Genomic DNA, 14,956 nt, shown 5'->3' with positions numbered 1-14,956 from the left:
CTGCCGCACCCGCTACGCCCCGGTGCGCCCGGCCTACTGCCCCGCCACCAGCCGCTCGAAGCGGGGGTTCTTCCTGAGCGGGTCGAAGTCGGGATCGATGCGCAACAAGCCCGGCGAGAGATTGTACGGAATCTTGAGCAGCGGCTCGAGCTGGTCGAGCGCTTTCTCCGGCTCGCCCGTGAGGATGTAGATCCGCGCGAGCTGGTGCTGCATGTAGGGACCCGCAAATCCGTCCTTGCTCACCGGCAATAGCGCTACACCCCGCTGGCCCTCCCGGATCGCATCCGCCTTCCGGCCCAGGTACGCCAGCGCAAGCCCGTAGAGCGCGCGCTGCTGCGGGTCCTCGGGTGCGGCGCGGAGATGCTCCTCGAACGCGATGCGGGCCGAATCGGCGTAGATGCGCGCCTTCGCGAGATCACCACGCCAGCCGTATACCTGCGCCAGCACCAGTCCCCAGTTGCCTCGATCGTCGGCGAACGCGCTCGGCGGAAGCCGGAGAAGGAGCTGCTGCTGCGCATCGTCGAGCGCCCAGCCCAGGTCCGCGTAGGTGCCGAAGTAGGCGGCAAGCGCGGTCGGCTCGACCTCCGCGGGTACCGCGCGGATCACCGCGCGCGCGCCGGCCAGATCGCCTTGGGCGAGAGACGCCATGGCGCGGTACTCGACCACCGCGAGGTTGGTCGGCGCGATGGCGATGGCGCGATCGGCCGCGGCGATCGCCTCGGGATATCGGCGAAGCCAGATGTACGTCGCCGCCAGGCGTCGCGCAGTCTGCACCGATCGCGGATCGATCGCCTGGGCACGCTGGAGGTGCACGAGCGCCGAGTCCCAGCGGCCGAGACTCTGCTCTACCAGGGCCGATGCGGTCAGCAGGTCGGCGTTGGCGGGCGCAATCCGGAGTCCCGCTTGATATGCGGCGAGCGCCTCGGCGTACTCGAAGCGCACCAATGAGTGGTAGTCGCCCAGCGCAAGCTGGCTCTCGGGGTGTCCCGGACCGAGCCGTACCGCGCGATCCGCGGCGCGCTTCGCCGCCTCCGCCGCACTCGGGGTGGGCGTGCTGGTGCCGTAGTACCACGCATTGGCCCGCGCCAATTCGGCCCAGGCCTGCAAGAAGGTCGAGTCGAGCGCGACGGCCTGCTCGTAGTAGCCGATGGCCTCGCCCAGGCTGGCCGGATCGGTGACCCCGATATGCTGCGAGGCCGCCTCGCCCTTGAGATACGCGTCGTAGGCCGCCACGTTGGCCGTCGGTTTCTCCGCGAGCGTCTGCTTCTGTGTGGCGCCGAGCGCCACGTTGAGCGCATCGGCCACCCGCCCTGCGATGTCGGCCTGGACTTGGAAAACATCGGTGAGATTCGCATCGAACGGCTGTTGCCACTTCGTGGTCGGCGCGCCCTCGCTCGACACCTCCACCAGCTCGGGACTCACCCGCACCCGGCTGCCCGCCGCCGCGCCCTTCTCCCAGCGCACCTTGCCGGTGAGCACGTAATTCACCCCCAGCTCGCGGGCGATCTCGGGCAGCGGCTTGGCGCTGTGTTTGTACGCGCCCGAGCTCTGGCTCGCGATCACGGTAAGCCCGGGGAGCGCCGAGAGCTTGCCGCGTACCTCGTCGGTCATGCCGTCGGCGAAGTAATCGCTCGAGGAATCGCCCAGATTCTCGAACGGCAGCACGGCGAGTCGCTTGGGGCCGGCGGTTTCGTCCTCGGCCGGCGCCCGAGTCCTGCGCCACGCGAACAGCACGCCCAGCCCGATTGCGAAGCCGAGTGCGAGCGCGATGGTGAGTGGGTACCGACGCGCGATCGAGCGCGGGCTGCCGGCATCCCGCGATCCGACCCCGTGCGCGCCTGCCCCGACGCCGGAGGCCGCGGGTGCGCGGGGCACGGCGACCGTCGGTACTGCAGTGGGTGTGACGATCGATGTCGCCGCCGGCACGCCGTCGAGCGCCTGCGCCAGCTCCGCCGCCGAAGCGTACCGGTCGGCCGGCGAGCGGGCGAGCGCCTTTGCCACCACCTGCTCCAGCCCCTCCGGCACCGTCTCGCGAATCGTGCGGAGCGGCCGCGGCGTCTCGGTGAACTTGCGTACCAGGATCGCCTGGGCGGTGGGACCGGTGATCGGCACTTCACCGGCCAGCATCTCGTAGAGCACGCAGCCGAGCGAATACACGTCGCTGCGCGCATCTACGGAGCGGTCGCCGCTCGCCTGCTCGGGGCTCATGTACGCCGGCGTGCCGAGACTCATCCCCGTTTCAGTGAGCGAAGCGCCCGGCCCCGCTCCAAGCGCCCGCGCGATGCCGAAGTCCGCCACCAGCGCGTGCCGGCCGGTGAGCAGGATGTTCTCCGGTTTCACGTCACGGTGAACGATCCCATGCTGGTGGGCGTAGTCGAGCGCCTCGGCCGTCTCGCGCGCCACGAGCACCGCATCGCCGATCGGGAGCTGGCCCTCGCGCCGCATCCGGTCGCGCAGCGTCTCGCCCTCGACGAACGGCATGGTGAACCAGAGCTGGCCCGCCGTGTCGCCCGAATCGAGCACGGTGAGGATGTGGGGATGCTGGAGGCGGGCGGCGACGCGGATTTCGCGGTCGAAGCGCTCGGGCCCGAGCGTGGCGGCGAGCTCCGGGTGCAGCACCTTGAGCGCGACCGGCCGGTCGTGCCGGAGGTCGTGCGCGAGATACACGGTGGCCATACCCCCGCGGCCGAGCTCGCGCTCGATGCGGTAGCGGCCGGTGAGGCCCTGAGCGAGGATGTCGCGTTGGTCGCCGGAGACAGGGACCTCGAGCGTTGCGGGACGTGGCGCCGGGAAGCACAAAGATTATCCCGCGCAGCCGTGCTGCGGTAGAGCGCGGGCGCGGCCGGGATGCCCGAGCCGCTATGTTTCCCTCGTGCCCCCGCGCCCCACCCCGTTCGACCTCGTCTTCGCCCCGCTGGCCGATGACCGCTTCCCGCCGATTCGCGCCGCCCTCGAGTCCGCCGGCCACGACCCCCGCGACCGCGACGCCTTTCTCCTGACCCGCGACGCCGCCGCCCTCGTCCACGAGCTGCGCCCCGACGCAGGCCTGGCCGAGGGGATCGATCAGTTGGCCGCCCTGGTGCACCACGCCTTTCTCTTCTGGCTCTCAGGTTGCAAGGTGGAATCCCTCTCCCGCCCGACCCTCGACTCCCTGTTAACCCGCCCCCCAAACCCTGGCGCCTCTACCGCCCTCACCGCCTCTGCCCCGTCTTCGTACACCCAACTCCCCGCCCACGTCATCTGGGCCTCGCCCGTCGCAACCAGCCCCCCGGAGCCCCTCGACGGCTGGTTCGCCGACTTTACCCCCGAGCACGCCCGCATTCTCGCCGTCTTCGGCTTGCACCCGGAGCGGATGGGCTTCACTGTGGTGGAGGCAACCGGGGACCGGTCGGTGGGACCCGCGCGGCCGGATGGCACACCCCTCTTCGCGCCGATTTTGCCGGGCGGAGAGGCGGCCGGCCTTCACTCCATTGCCGGGGCCGAGGAGTTGCTCGAGCTGGCCTGGCGGGAGCGGGAACGCGAAAGCGAAGCCGAGGACCGGCCCGCCGGCAGCGCCGGAGCGAACGATCGAGAGACCGAGTAAATGACTACCACCGAAACGATGGACAAGAAGGCGGTCGCCCAGGTGCTGGAGCAGATCGCCGCATTTCTCGAGTTGAAGGGCGAGAATCCGTTCCGGATCCGCGCGTTCCGCACCGCCGCGCGCACCGTCGGCGCGCTTCCCGGCGATCTCGGCCCGGCACTCGCCGACGGCTCACTCGCGGGCACCAAGGGCATCGGGCCCGCCACGCTGCAGATCGTGCAGGAGCTGGCGACGGGCGGTCGGTCCACGATGCTCGAGGAGCTGCGCGAGCAGGTGCCGGCGGGCCTCGTCGAGATGCTCGACATCTCCGGGCTCGGCGTCGCCAAGATTCGCCAGATCCACGAGGTGCTGGGGATCGATTCGATCCCCGAGCTCGAGGCCGCCGCACTCGACGGGCGCCTTGCCCGGCTTCCGCGGTTCGGCCAGAAGACCTCGGAGAATATCCTCAAGGGCATCGCCTTTCTCCGCCAGGCGAGCGCGTTCCGCCTCTCGCACCACGCGGCAGAGGAGGCTGAGGGTTTAAGGCGCGCGCTCGTGAAGCTGCCGGGCGTGGTGCAGGCGTTCGTGGCAGGCGAAGTGCGGCGGCGTTGCGAGATCGTGCGCGATCTCATCCTCGTCCTCGTCGCCGACGTCCCGCCGGCCGAGCTGTTCGAGCGCTTGAGCCGGCTGCCGGGCGTGCACGAGTTTTCGGGTCAGGACGAGCGCCGCGTCACGCTCCGATTTGCGGGCGGCGCGAGCGCGCAAGTCGTGGTGACGACGCCGGTCAACGCCGGCGCCGTGCTGGTCCAGGCTACGGGGAGCGAGGCGCATCTCATCGAGCTGGCCGAGCACGCCGGCGCGCGCGGCTACAACCTGAGCGGCGCGGCGCTCTGGCGCGGGAGCGAGTTCGTCGCGACTCCCGATGAGAACGCGCTGTACCGGGCCGTCGGCCTGGAACCGATTCCGCCCGAGCTGCGTGAGGGGATGGGCGAGATCGCGGCGGCCGCGAAGGGCGCGCTTCCGCGTCTCGTGGAGCGCGGCGACCTCCGCGGCTTTCTCCATTGCCACACGAGCTATTCCGATGGCTCGAACACGGTCGAGGAGATTGCACTTGCCTGCCGCGAGGCGGGCTACGCGTACGTCGGCATCACCGACCACAGCCAGGCCGCGGCGTACGCGGGAGGACTCAAGCCCGACGACCTCGCGCGCCAGGCCGATGAAATCGACGCGGTGAACGCGCGCCTCACGGGGATCCGCGTCCTCAAGGGTATCGAGGCCGACATTCTGGCCGACGGACGGCTCGATTACGACGCGCGCGTGCTCGACCGGCTCGACTTCGTGATCGGCTCAATCCACAGCCGCTTCAACCTGGGCGAGGCTGAGATGACGGGCCGCATGCTCGTGGCGATGGACAACCCCCATCTCACGATCATCGGCCACCCGACCGGACGGCTCCTGCTCTCGCGCGATCCCTACGGCATCGATCTGGACGCCGTCTTCACCAAAGCCGCCGAGACCGGCGTCGCGATGGAGATCAACGCGGATCCGCACCGCCTGGACCTCGACTGGCGCGTGGTGCGCCGGGCGCGGGATGGCGGAGTCATGATCTCGATCGGCGCCGACGCGCACAACGTGGCGGGGATCGGCAACGCCGACTACGGCGTCGGCATCGCGCGAAAGGGATGGCTCGGTGCCGACGACGTGCTCAACGCGAAGCCGGTGGACGCATTCCTGTCGTTTGCGCGGAAGCGGCTCGGCCGTGGCCGGTAAGGCGGCGGCCTCCAAGCCGCGCGCGCGGAAACCCGCCCGCCCTGCGGCACGCAGCCGTCGCCCTCGCATGGCGCCCGCGGCCGAGCGCGCCCCCGAAATCCTCTCCCGCCTCAAGTCCGCCTACCCCGAGGCCGAGTGCGCGCTCCACCACCGGAGCGCGTACGAGTTGATCGTCGCCACCATCCTCTCGGCCCAGTGCACCGACGCGCGGGTGAACATGGTGACGCCCGCGCTTTTCGCGCGCTACCCCGACGCGCACGCCCTCGCGCGGGCCGACCAGGCGGAGCTCGAGGAGATGATTCGCTCGACCGGCTTCTTCCGCAACAAGGCGCGGAGCCTGCTCGGCATGGCGCAGGCGCTCGTGGCCGAGCACGGCGGCGAGGTGCCGCGGACGATGGACGCGCTGCAGGCGCTTCCGGGCGTCGGCCGCAAGACGGCAAACGTGGTGCTCGGGAACGCGTTCGGGATCAATGAGGGCGTCACGGTCGACACCCACGTGGCGCGGCTCAGCGGACTGCTCGGGCTCACGCGGGAGGCGGATCCGGTGAAGATCGAGCAGGATCTGATGCCGCGCTTTCCCCGCGAGGATTGGGCGTTGCTCTCGCACCTGCTCATCTTCCACGGCCGCCAGGTGTGCATCGCGCGGCGGCCGCGGTGCGGGGAGTGCGTGCTGGCGGCGCTTTGCCCGTCAGCCGTTATCGCGTAGCGGCCGGGAGCTCCAACCCGCCAAGGAGCGCGCGCGGAATCGGCAGCCGCTCGAGCGCGCGCGGCTCCACCTTGATCGCGCCGCCGCCGTACGATTTTCCCACCAGCTTGAGGTTGGCGAGCGTGGTCGGGTGCGCGAGCGCGCGGCCGAGCCGTTCGAGCGACCGCGGGTCAGTGTGCCGCGGGTACACGCAGAGAAACCCGGTGAGCGGGACGGCGCCGGCCGCGTTCCGCACGAAGCGAGCATTTCGGCGGCCAAGATAGGCGAAGAGAAACGGCGGCGGCTCGCGCCGCTCCATCCGGTACCACGGCCGGCGGGTGCGGATGAGCGGGCGCTCGTGGAGCCGGCGCGCCTCGCCCTGGGCGATGTAGGCGCGGACTGCGGACGGGAGACCGGCTGCGGGGAGTGGCGGGATCGCGAGCAGCAGTGTGGGCCGGCCGGCGGCATCGAGCCGCGCGAGCGCCTTGCGCTCGAGCACATCGCCGGTGTCGAGGTCGCGCGTACGGCCGATGGCGGGCGACAGAAATTCGCCAGGCAAGCCGAGCGCGCTCGCGCGCGCGGCGGTGAGGAAGAAGAACTCGTTCGCGCCGGTCGCGACGCCGCGCACCACGCGCGCGAGCGCGCCGAGCTGGACCGAGTCGCGCATACCGTCGCACGGAGCCCGCGAGAGGCCGGTGCGGAGCGCCTCGTCGAGATCGCGATCAACCAGCGTGAGGCCGGGCGCTCCGGCGGCTTGCATCCCGCGCGCAATCCAGCGCGAGAGCGACATCGTCCGCTCCGCGCAGCGAACCCACCTCACGCGCGGTGCGGGCGCCGAGTGCTCGATCAGCACGACGAGCGCATTTGTATCCACGCCGGGGAACGGCGTCGCAGCGGGCTCGAAGGTAACAGCCGCGTCCAGTCGGTATCCCCGGGCGATCCACTGCCACAATGCACCGGCGAACACGCCTTCGCACGTATCGGCCGGCAGAATGAAGGCGAGCCGGCCGCCGGGCTCGAGCAGCGTGAGCGCGCGCAGCAGGAAGTAGACGTGGAGCCCCGCGCGCCCGTCGAGCGGCCGGCCGAGCAGCGCGGCCGAGAATCGCGCGAGCGCGGCCTTGTCAGCCGCGCTGATGCGATGGTGGCGGATGTACGGCGGGTTGCCGATGATGGCCCGGTAGCGCCGAGCCGGCGGCGCGAGCGCGAAGTCGCCGATCGCGACGTTGCGGAGTGCGGCGCCGTCAACTCCCGCAGCATGCGCCTGCTGCAGCACATCCGCGTAGCGCTCCATCCCGAGCAGCGCCACGCGCCGCCCCCGCACACTTGCCACCCGCCGCGCGGCCCGGAAGAACGCGCCCGCGCCGACGGCGGGGTCGAACACATGGTCGGCGCCGCCGCCGAGCGCGTACTCCGCCATTGCGTCGGCAACCCAATCGGGCGTCCAGAACTGACCCTTTTCCCGGAGTGCCTCGCGGGGGATCGCGGTGCCCGTGAGCGGCGGCGCGCTCATGCGAACCCCTCGCCATCCCCCTCCCACGCCGCGATTCGGCCCGCAATCGCCGAAGCCGCGACGGTGTAGGGACTCGCGAGATACACCTGTCCCGGTCCGCTCCGGCCGGGGAAATTCCGGTTGATTGCACTCACCGTCACCGTCTCGCGCGCAAAGCTCACGCCCGGCCCCGCGTTGATGCACGCGCCGCAGGAGGGCTCCAGCACTTGGGCACCCACGGCGCGGAACAGCTCGACATAGCCGCGTGCCTCCGCGTGACGCCGCACCGTCTGGCTGCCGAACTGTACGTAGCAGCGCACGCCCTCGTGCACCCGCGCCCCGCGCGCGGCGGCCGCCCGGAAGACGCGCGCGTACATGTCCATGTCCTCGCACTTGCCGCCGGTGCAGCTTCCCGCGTACGCGATGTCGACCGGCACGGGGCCGCGCAGCTCGTCCAGAAAGCGGCCGTTGCCGGGATCGCCCGGAAGCGCCACCATCGGGCGGAGCGCGGAGGCGTCGATGTCGAGCACCGCCTCGTGCTCCGCGTCCGCGTCCGACGCGAGCCCCTCGATGAGTCCGAGCGCTTCCGCGTGCGCAACCCCCCGCGCACGCTCGAGCCACTGCACGACGACGCCGTCCGGCGCGACGATCCCGGTGAATGCGCCGATCTCCGCCGCCATATTCGTGAGCGTCGCCCGCTCGTCCACCGACAGCGCGGTTACCGCCTCGCCCGCGTACTCGACGATCCGCCCCACCGCGCCCCCGTCGCGCACGAACGGCTCCCGCAGAATCGCGAGCACCAGGTCCTTGGCCGCCACGTTGGCCGGCAGCCGACCGCGCACCCGCACGAGCACCGACGGCGGCACCGTGAGCCGCACGTCGCCGGTAAGCCAGGCGTGACAGATTGCTGTCGTTCCGACGCCGAACGCCACGCAGCCCACGGCGCCGCTGTGCGGCGTGTGGCTGTCGCTCCCCACGATCACCTGGCCGGGCAGCGCGTGCCGCTCGAGCACGATGCTGTGACAGATCCCTTCGGCGCCTCGCGGGGCGCCGGAGCGGGGCGGGAGCTCGCCGTACAGTCGGATTCCCTGCTCCGCCGCGAAGGCCTCCTGGCGGGATTTCAGCTCGAGCGCCACGTCGAGCAGCCCCGCCGCGCGGCGTTCGTCGGTGAGCGCCTGGTCGAGAAACGTGAGATGGTCGCGGAAGAAAAGGATCGAGCCCGGGTCGCGCACGTGCGCGGCGCTCCCCACCGCGCCGCGCCAGAGCTCGGCCGCCATCGGTGTCACGTACTCGTGGCTGAACCTGAGGTCGGCGCGGACGAAGCCTTCGTCTCCCGGGCGCACCGACGCGATACCCGCCGCTGTATCCGCCGGCGATGCGGCCCAATGGCGCGCGATGATCTTCTCCGCGAGCGTCATCGGCCGCGGCGTGCCACGCCGCCCCGCGCGCCCACCGCTGCTCGGCGCCGGCACGCGCGCCCGCCCCGCAAGCCGCGCCTGTCCGTACGCGAGCAGGCCGCCGCGCCGAACAATGCCGCGCGTGATGGCGCCGAGCCCGGCCGTGAGCCGCGCAATGGGAATCGGCTCCCCCCGCGCGATGAGCTCGAGCAGCCCGAAATCGGTGCTCGTGTACACGCCGAGGTGTTGGCAGTTCTCCCGGTAGATCCGCTCGAAACTTTCCGCGATCACCAGCCGGATGCCCGCGGCCCGCTCGGCGTACGGCGACGCTTCGCGGCTCGACCCCTTGCCGCGCCGCCGCCCGCTCACTGAAACCTCGAACCCGCCGCGTCGTACGGCCCCCGGCGCAATGGGAAACTCGCCGCCGCACCGGAGTCCCACGTACGCATATTCGCCCAGCCGCTCGTCCGGGTAGTAGCAGGCCCACGCCGGCGTGATCTCGTCGGTCGAAATGTCGTGGCGGAGCGCGAACGCGGGCCATTCGACATCAGCCCCGTCGAGCTGGCGCCGAACGAGCGCCGCATCCTCGGCAAGAAAGAGCACGCGGCCGCGGAGCCGCAGCAGATCGTTCATGGGGCCCAAAGTTGCCCCGCGCCCGTCACCCCGACAAGATTCCTCCGTGCTTCTCCTCGCCCGGCTGCTGCTCGCGCTCGCGGGCCTGCCCCTCTCGCAACCGCCGCCGCTCGCCGCCCGATCGCTCCCGGCCCCGGATGCGCTGCCGCGCCTCCTCCGCGCTCACGTCGCGTTTCTCGCCGACGACGCGCTCGAGGGCCGCGGCACCGGCACGCGCGGCGGGCTCATCGCGGCCGAGTACGTTGCGGCCCAGTTTCGCCGCCTCGGGCTCGCGCCCGCCGGCGATTCCGCCGGCTTTCTCCAGCGCGTCCACCTCCTCGGCCGCACCCCGAACGCGGAGCTCCGCGCCACGCCAGATGCCCGCGCCGCGGGCGCCGGCCCCGACACCGCAGCGCTCCGCTGGGCCCAGGATTACGTGCTCGCGCCCGAAATCGACGACACCGTCGCCCATATCGGCGGCGAGCTCGTATTCGCGGGCTATGGTGTCGTGGCGCCCAATCGAGGGTGGGACGACTACAAGGGCGCCGATCTTCGCGGCAAGGTCGCGCTCGTGCTCGCCGGCGTGCCCGATCCCTCCCGCTTCGATCCCGGCTACGGCCGGCCCTGGAACGCGGTGCGCGAGAAGGCCCAGGAGGCGGCGCGGCGCGGCGCGGTCGGGATCCTCGTGGTGGACGTACCGGAAAGCGGGGTTCCCTGGGAGGCGATCCAGGCGCTCACCCGCGAGCGCATCGGCCTCCCGGCGCAGCCGGATGCGGTGCGCTACTGGGGCTGGGTCACGCCCGATGCTGCGGCCTCGCTCGCAGCCTTGGGCGACCAAGACTTCGGCCGGCTCATGCGCGCCGCGCGCGACCCCGACTTTCGTCCGACGCCGCTCGGCGTTTCCCTCGGCGGCACGCTCCACGTCGCCATTCGTCCGATCGAGACGCAGAACGTCGTGGCGCGCCTGCCGGGCTCGGGCCCGCACGCGCGTGAGGCCGTCGTCGTGGGCGCGCACTACGACCACCTGGGCATCGGCCGTCCCGTCTACGGCGACTCGATCTACAACGGCGCCGAGGACAACGCCTCTGGTGTGGCCGGCGTGCTCGGCGCGGCGGAAAAACTCGCGGCCACGCATCCCGCCCGCTCGATCTACTTCGTGGCGTTCGGCGCCGAGGAGCTCGGGCTCCTGGGCTCGCAGTGGTTCGTGGCGCATCCGCCGGTGCCGCAACACGAGATCGTGGCCGCGGTCGCGATGGACGAGCTGAATCTCTACGGCGCCACACGCGACATCGGCACCGTGGGCGTGGACCAGACGTCGCTCGGCGCCGTCGTGCGCCGCGCGGCCGCCGCCGAAGGGATGCGGATCAATGAGGATCCGGACGACATCGCGAGCGGCCGCTTCTATCGCTCCGACAACTACTCGTTCGCGCGCGCGGGCATCCCCACCATCCGGCTGGTGAACGGGCTCGACTACGTGGGCCGCCCGGGCGGCTGGGGGCGCGAGCAGCGCGAGCGCTATCACACGGAGCGCGAGCACCGGCCGAGCGACGAGCTGGCGCCGTGGATGTCGTTCGCGGGCATCGCGCAGCAGACGCGGGTGCTGGCCCGCTCGCTCCGCGCGATCGCGGACGCGCCGGCGCGCCCCAGGTGGGCGGCCGGCTCCGACTTTCGTGCGGTAGGGGACGGGGTACCGTGAGACTGCGTGCTGCTCTCATGACGCGAGCGCTCAGCCTGCTGCTCGTGGCGCCCGGCTCGCAACTCGCCGCGCAGTCCGCTCGCGCGCCCGCTCGATCCGCGCCGGCGCAGTCTCCCGCCGCCGCTCGCGTCGCCCACGCCGTCGATGCCCGCGCGCTGCAAGCCCACCTCGAGTTCCTCGCCGCCGACGCGCTCGAAGGCCGCGGCATGGGTACCCGCGGCGCCACCATCGCCGTGCGCTATATCGCCGCGCAGTTCGCGCGTCTGGGGCTCGAGCCCGCCGGCGACAGCGGCACCTGGTACCAGCGCATCCCGCTCACCGGCCGCATCTACACGACCTCGCTCGTACTCGGCGATTCCGCGCCGGCCGCCACGCACTCGAGCGATTCGAGTCGCGCAGGCTCCGACCCTCCCTTCCGTCCCGGCGACGATTACGTCGCCTATGTCACAACCGGCGACTCCGCCGCCCTCGCGGCCCAACCGGTCTTCGTCGGCTATGGAATCACCGCGTCGGAGGAGCAGTGGGACGACTACGCGGGCGCCGACGTGCGCGGCAAGCTCGTGATCGCGCTCGCCGGCATCCCGGCGGAACGCGGCTCGCCGCGCTTCGTCCATCCGCGCCGCGATGACTACGGCGCACGCAAGTACAAGGTCGAAGAAGCGGTGCGTCACGGCGCGGCCGGTGGGCTCGTCGTTTTCCGCCCGGGCGGCGCCGGCCCAAACTGGTTCGAGATCGCCGGCGCGCTCACCGGCGAGCAGCTCCATCTCAATGTGCCTGACACCGCGTCCGCGGCGGGCCCGGTCTTCGGTGGCTGGCTCAACCAGCCAGCCGCGGCGCGCATTGCCGCTGCCGCGGGACTGTCGCTCGACTCGCTCGCCGCCGCGGCGGACCGTCCCGGCTTCCGCGCGGTGCCGCTCCCCGTGACGCTTACGCTGTCGGTACGCGCGCGCAGCCGCGCCGTGCCGGGCGTGAACGTCGCGGCGCGCCTGCCGGGCCGCGGCGCTCTCGCCGACCAGGCCGTCGTCATCGGCGCCCACTACGATCACCTCGGCATCGGCCGCCCCGTCAACGGCGACTCCATCTACGACGGCGCCGAGGACAACGCGTCAGGCGTGGCGGGCATGCTCGCGATCGCCCAGGCGTTCGTCCACGCAGGCGCGCGGCCCGGCCGCTCGGTGTACTTCGCCGCCTTCGGCGCCGAGGAAGAAGGACTGCTCGGCTCCGAGGCGTTCGCCCTCCGCCCGCCGATCCCGCTCGACTCGATCGCCGCGATGTTCTGCATGGACGTGCTCAACCTTCAGGCCCGTACCCGCGACCTCGCCTCGCTCGGCGGCAGCTACTCGTCGCTCGGCGCTCTTTTCCGTTCGGCGAGCGCGGCCGAGGGCTACCGACCGACGCCGCCCGACAGTCCGATCATGCGGCTCGCGGTGGCGCAGAACTTCTTCAATCGGTCGGACCAGGCATCGTTCGCGCGCGCGGGCGTGCCCGCGATCTATCTCTACTTCGGCGACGTCGGCCCCGACGGCTCCCGCGACTGGGGGCTCCGGCAGCTCGTCGCCTATCTCTCCACTCGCTATCACCGGCCGAACGACGATTTGAGTCAGCGGTTCGACTATTCCGCCGCCGTGTATCCGCTCCGAGTCTTTGCCCGGACACTCCTCGCCGCCGCCGATGAGCCCACCCCGGCCCGCTGGAACGCCGATGCCCCGTATCACCGACACTAACCGGAGACCACCCGTGCGCCCGACGCTCGCACTCGCCCTGCTCCTCTTCGTCCCCACAACCGTTCCCCACTCGTCGCTCAGCGCGCAGCAGAGCGCCGCGACGCGCGTGGCCCGCGCCGCGAACCCGGACGTCATGCGCGCCGATCTCGACTTCCTGGCCGACGACGCGCTCGAGGGCCGGGCGCCTGCCACCCGCGGCGGCCACATCGCGCGCAATTACATCGTGGCGCAGTTCACCCGCCTGGGACTCGAGCCCGCCGGCGACAGCGGCACCTATCTCCACCGAGTCCCCGTCATCTCGCTCACGCCCGCGCCGGTGGCCACGATCGTCTCGGGCGGCCAGCAGACCCCGCTCAAGTTCCGCGACGACTACGTGATGTGGTCGATGCGCGACGATTCGCTGGTCAGCGTGAGCGGCGACATGGTCTTCGTGGGCTACGGAATCGTCGCCCCGGAGTACGACTGGGACGACTACAAGGGCGCGGACGTGAAGGGCAAGGTCGTCGTCATGCTGGTGAACACGCCCGGCCTGGTGGATTCGACCCTCTTCACGGGCAAGATCCTCACCTACTACGGCCGCTGGACCTACAAGATCGAGGAGGCCGCACGGCAGGGTGCCGCGGCCATCATGATGGTCCACACCACCGAGAGCGCTACGTATCCGTGGGGGACGGTGACCGGCTCCTGGACCGGCCCGCAGACCCGGATCGAGCGCGAGCCCACGTCGCTGATCGCGGCCGGCTGGTTCAGCAAGGAGGCATCCGATCGGCTGCTGCAGCCGCTGGGCGGACTCGATCAGGCCATCGCCATGGCGAGCCGGCGCGGCTTCACCGCCGTTCCGCTCAAGGCGCAGCTCGGCGCCACGATTCGGAGCACCATCCGCCGCTCGGAAACCTTCAACATTCTCGGCCGCCTGCCCGGCAAGGGCCCCAGGGCGCACGAGGTCGTGATGATCGGCGGCCACTACGACCACCTCGGCATCAGCCAGCCAGTGGACGGTGACTCGATCTACAACGGCGCCATCGACAACGCGTCCGGTTGCTCCGCCATGCTTGCCGCGGCCGAAGCGTTCAAGCGGAGCGGCGTCGTGACGCCGCGCTCTATCGTCTTCATCGGATTTGCGGCCGAGGAGTCCGGCCTGCTCGGGTCCACGGCGTACGCGGCGCGACCCACGGTGCCGCTCAAGGACATCGCGGCCGTGCTCAACATGGACGTGATGAACATGTACGGGCGGACCCGCGACATCGCGGCGCTCGGGCTGGATCAGTCCTCGCTCGGCCCGGTATTCACCGCCGCGGCGCGCGCCGAGGGATTGCGGGTCACGACCAACGAAAAGGCGCTGATCCAGGGTTCGTTCTTCCGCTCCGACCACTTCCCCTTTGCGCGGGCGGGCGTCCCGGCACTCTCACTCGAGAGCGGGCTCGATTTTGTCGGTCGCCCGAAGGGCTGGGGCCAGGAGCAGGAGGAGGACTACACGGCCCACCACTATCACCAGCCGAGCGACGAAGTGGAGCCCTGGTTCGACTATCGCGGCGCCATGCAGCAGCTCCGCGTCATCCTGCGGACGGCGATGGCCGTGGCGACCAACCCGAAGCAGCCGACGTGGAGCGCGGGCTCGGAGTTCCGGGCGGCGGGGGAGGCGCGCACCAAGAGCGGGATCTAGGGGGGATTCAGGTAATGAGGGGTCGCGCAGGCGACGGAGCTCGCAAATCAGGTCACCCGTGCAGGTCTCGGGAGATGATCGGCTTCGAGAAGGGCACCGCTGGCTCCCTGAGCTTGAGTTCGGCCAGCAGACTCTGAAAAAAGCTGATACGATTCTGTTCCGCCTGCTGGTGATTCAGGACGCGCTGACCGTAGGGCTTGCGGCTATCAAAGCGAATGAACCAGGCGCCTTCCAAGAGACCCTGGTTCCAGAGCGGGGCCTTGCGAATGGCGATTCGCTTGATTGCTGCCTCGAAGAACGCTGACCACATCAGCCCGTCCTCCCTTCGCCTGCTGTCTGCGAGCGCATCAAACAGGAC

The 14,956-nt window shown here is 71.1% G+C and carries 10 protein-coding genes; 6 read left to right on the top strand and 4 right to left on the bottom strand.

All coding sequences use genetic code 11. From position 1 onward, the window contains the following. Positions 1–33: 33 nt before the first annotated feature. Positions 34–2,799, bottom strand: coding sequence for a protein kinase (locus VFW66_12445; GenBank protein ID HEX5387508.1), 2,766 nt, complete (start codon positions 2,797–2,799; stop codon positions 34–36). A gap of 73 nt (positions 2,800–2,872) precedes the next feature. Between VFW66_12445 and VFW66_12440 the strand changes: the two genes are divergently transcribed. The 3 genes from VFW66_12440 to nth all read left to right on the top strand — a co-directional run bounded on the left by VFW66_12440 (position 2,873) and on the right by nth (position 6,038). Next, positions 2,873–3,583, top strand: coding sequence for a hypothetical protein (locus tag VFW66_12440; GenBank protein ID HEX5387507.1), 711 nt, complete (start codon positions 2,873–2,875; stop codon positions 3,581–3,583). Then, the gene (gene polX, locus VFW66_12435) at positions 3,584–5,332 is read left to right on the top strand and encodes a DNA polymerase/3'-5' exonuclease PolX (protein ID HEX5387506.1); all 1,749 of its coding nucleotides are present in this window, start codon (positions 3,584–3,586) and stop codon (positions 5,330–5,332) included. Positions 5,333–5,399: 67 nt separating this feature from the next. Next, positions 5,400–6,038 (top strand): endonuclease III, encoded by a 639-nt coding sequence (gene nth / locus VFW66_12430; GenBank protein HEX5387505.1) that lies wholly within the window; start codon positions 5,400–5,402, stop codon positions 6,036–6,038. Here the strand turns inward: nth and VFW66_12425 are convergent. Beyond that, positions 6,028–7,527: an N-6 DNA methylase gene (locus tag VFW66_12425; protein ID HEX5387504.1), complete on the bottom strand. Its 1,500-nt coding sequence runs from the start codon at positions 7,525–7,527 to the stop codon at positions 6,028–6,030. The two genes, nth and VFW66_12425, sit on opposite strands and share 11 nt — an antisense overlap. After that, positions 7,524–9,536, bottom strand: a complete 2,013-nt coding sequence (locus VFW66_12420) for an aconitase family protein (protein HEX5387503.1) — start codon at positions 9,534–9,536, stop codon at positions 7,524–7,526. Before VFW66_12420 ends, VFW66_12425 begins: the two co-directional genes overlap by 4 nt. A gap of 46 nt (positions 9,537–9,582) precedes the next feature. Between VFW66_12420 and VFW66_12415 the strand changes: the two genes are divergently transcribed. The 3 genes from VFW66_12415 to VFW66_12405 are packed head-to-tail and all read left to right on the top strand — an operon-like array spanning position 9,583 to position 14,598. Beyond that, entirely contained in the window at positions 9,583–11,211 is a 1,629-nt protein-coding gene (locus tag VFW66_12415; protein ID HEX5387502.1) for a M20/M25/M40 family metallo-hydrolase, read from the top strand. Between the two features lie 17 nt (positions 11,212–11,228). Next, on the top strand, positions 11,229–12,935 hold the full coding sequence (locus VFW66_12410) for a M28 family peptidase (protein HEX5387501.1): 1,707 nt from the start codon (positions 11,229–11,231) through the stop codon (positions 12,933–12,935). 13 nt (positions 12,936–12,948) lie between these two features. Continuing rightward, positions 12,949–14,598, top strand: a complete 1,650-nt coding sequence (locus tag VFW66_12405) for a M20/M25/M40 family metallo-hydrolase (GenBank protein HEX5387500.1) — start codon at positions 12,949–12,951, stop codon at positions 14,596–14,598. Between the two features lie 52 nt (positions 14,599–14,650). Here VFW66_12405 and VFW66_12400 read toward each other — a convergent pair. Continuing rightward, a partial coding sequence (locus tag VFW66_12400; GenBank protein HEX5387499.1) for a hypothetical protein occupies positions 14,651–14,956 on the bottom strand: 306 nt, incomplete at its 5' end.

It is taken from the genome of Gemmatimonadales bacterium (assembly GCA_036279355.1).
GTDB lineage: Bacteria > Gemmatimonadota > Gemmatimonadetes > Gemmatimonadales > GWC2-71-9 > DASQPE01.
Note: the sequence above shows the minus strand (reverse complement) of the source record. Positions and strands in the feature narration are given on the sequence as shown.

Coding starts and splice junctions, on each gene's coding strand:
- polX (HEX5387506.1), top strand. CDS start 3,584: ATGACTACCACCGAAACGATGGACAAGAAGGCGGTCGCCCAGGTGCTG.
- VFW66_12425 (HEX5387504.1), bottom strand. CDS start 7,527: ATGAGCGCGCCGCCGCTCACGGGCACCGCGATCCCCCGCGAGGCACTC.
- VFW66_12410 (HEX5387501.1), top strand. CDS start 11,229: ATGACGCGAGCGCTCAGCCTGCTGCTCGTGGCGCCCGGCTCGCAACTC.
- nth (HEX5387505.1), top strand. CDS start 5,400: ATGGCGCCCGCGGCCGAGCGCGCCCCCGAAATCCTCTCCCGCCTCAAG.
- VFW66_12420 (HEX5387503.1), bottom strand. CDS start 9,536: ATGAACGATCTGCTGCGGCTCCGCGGCCGCGTGCTCTTTCTTGCCGAG.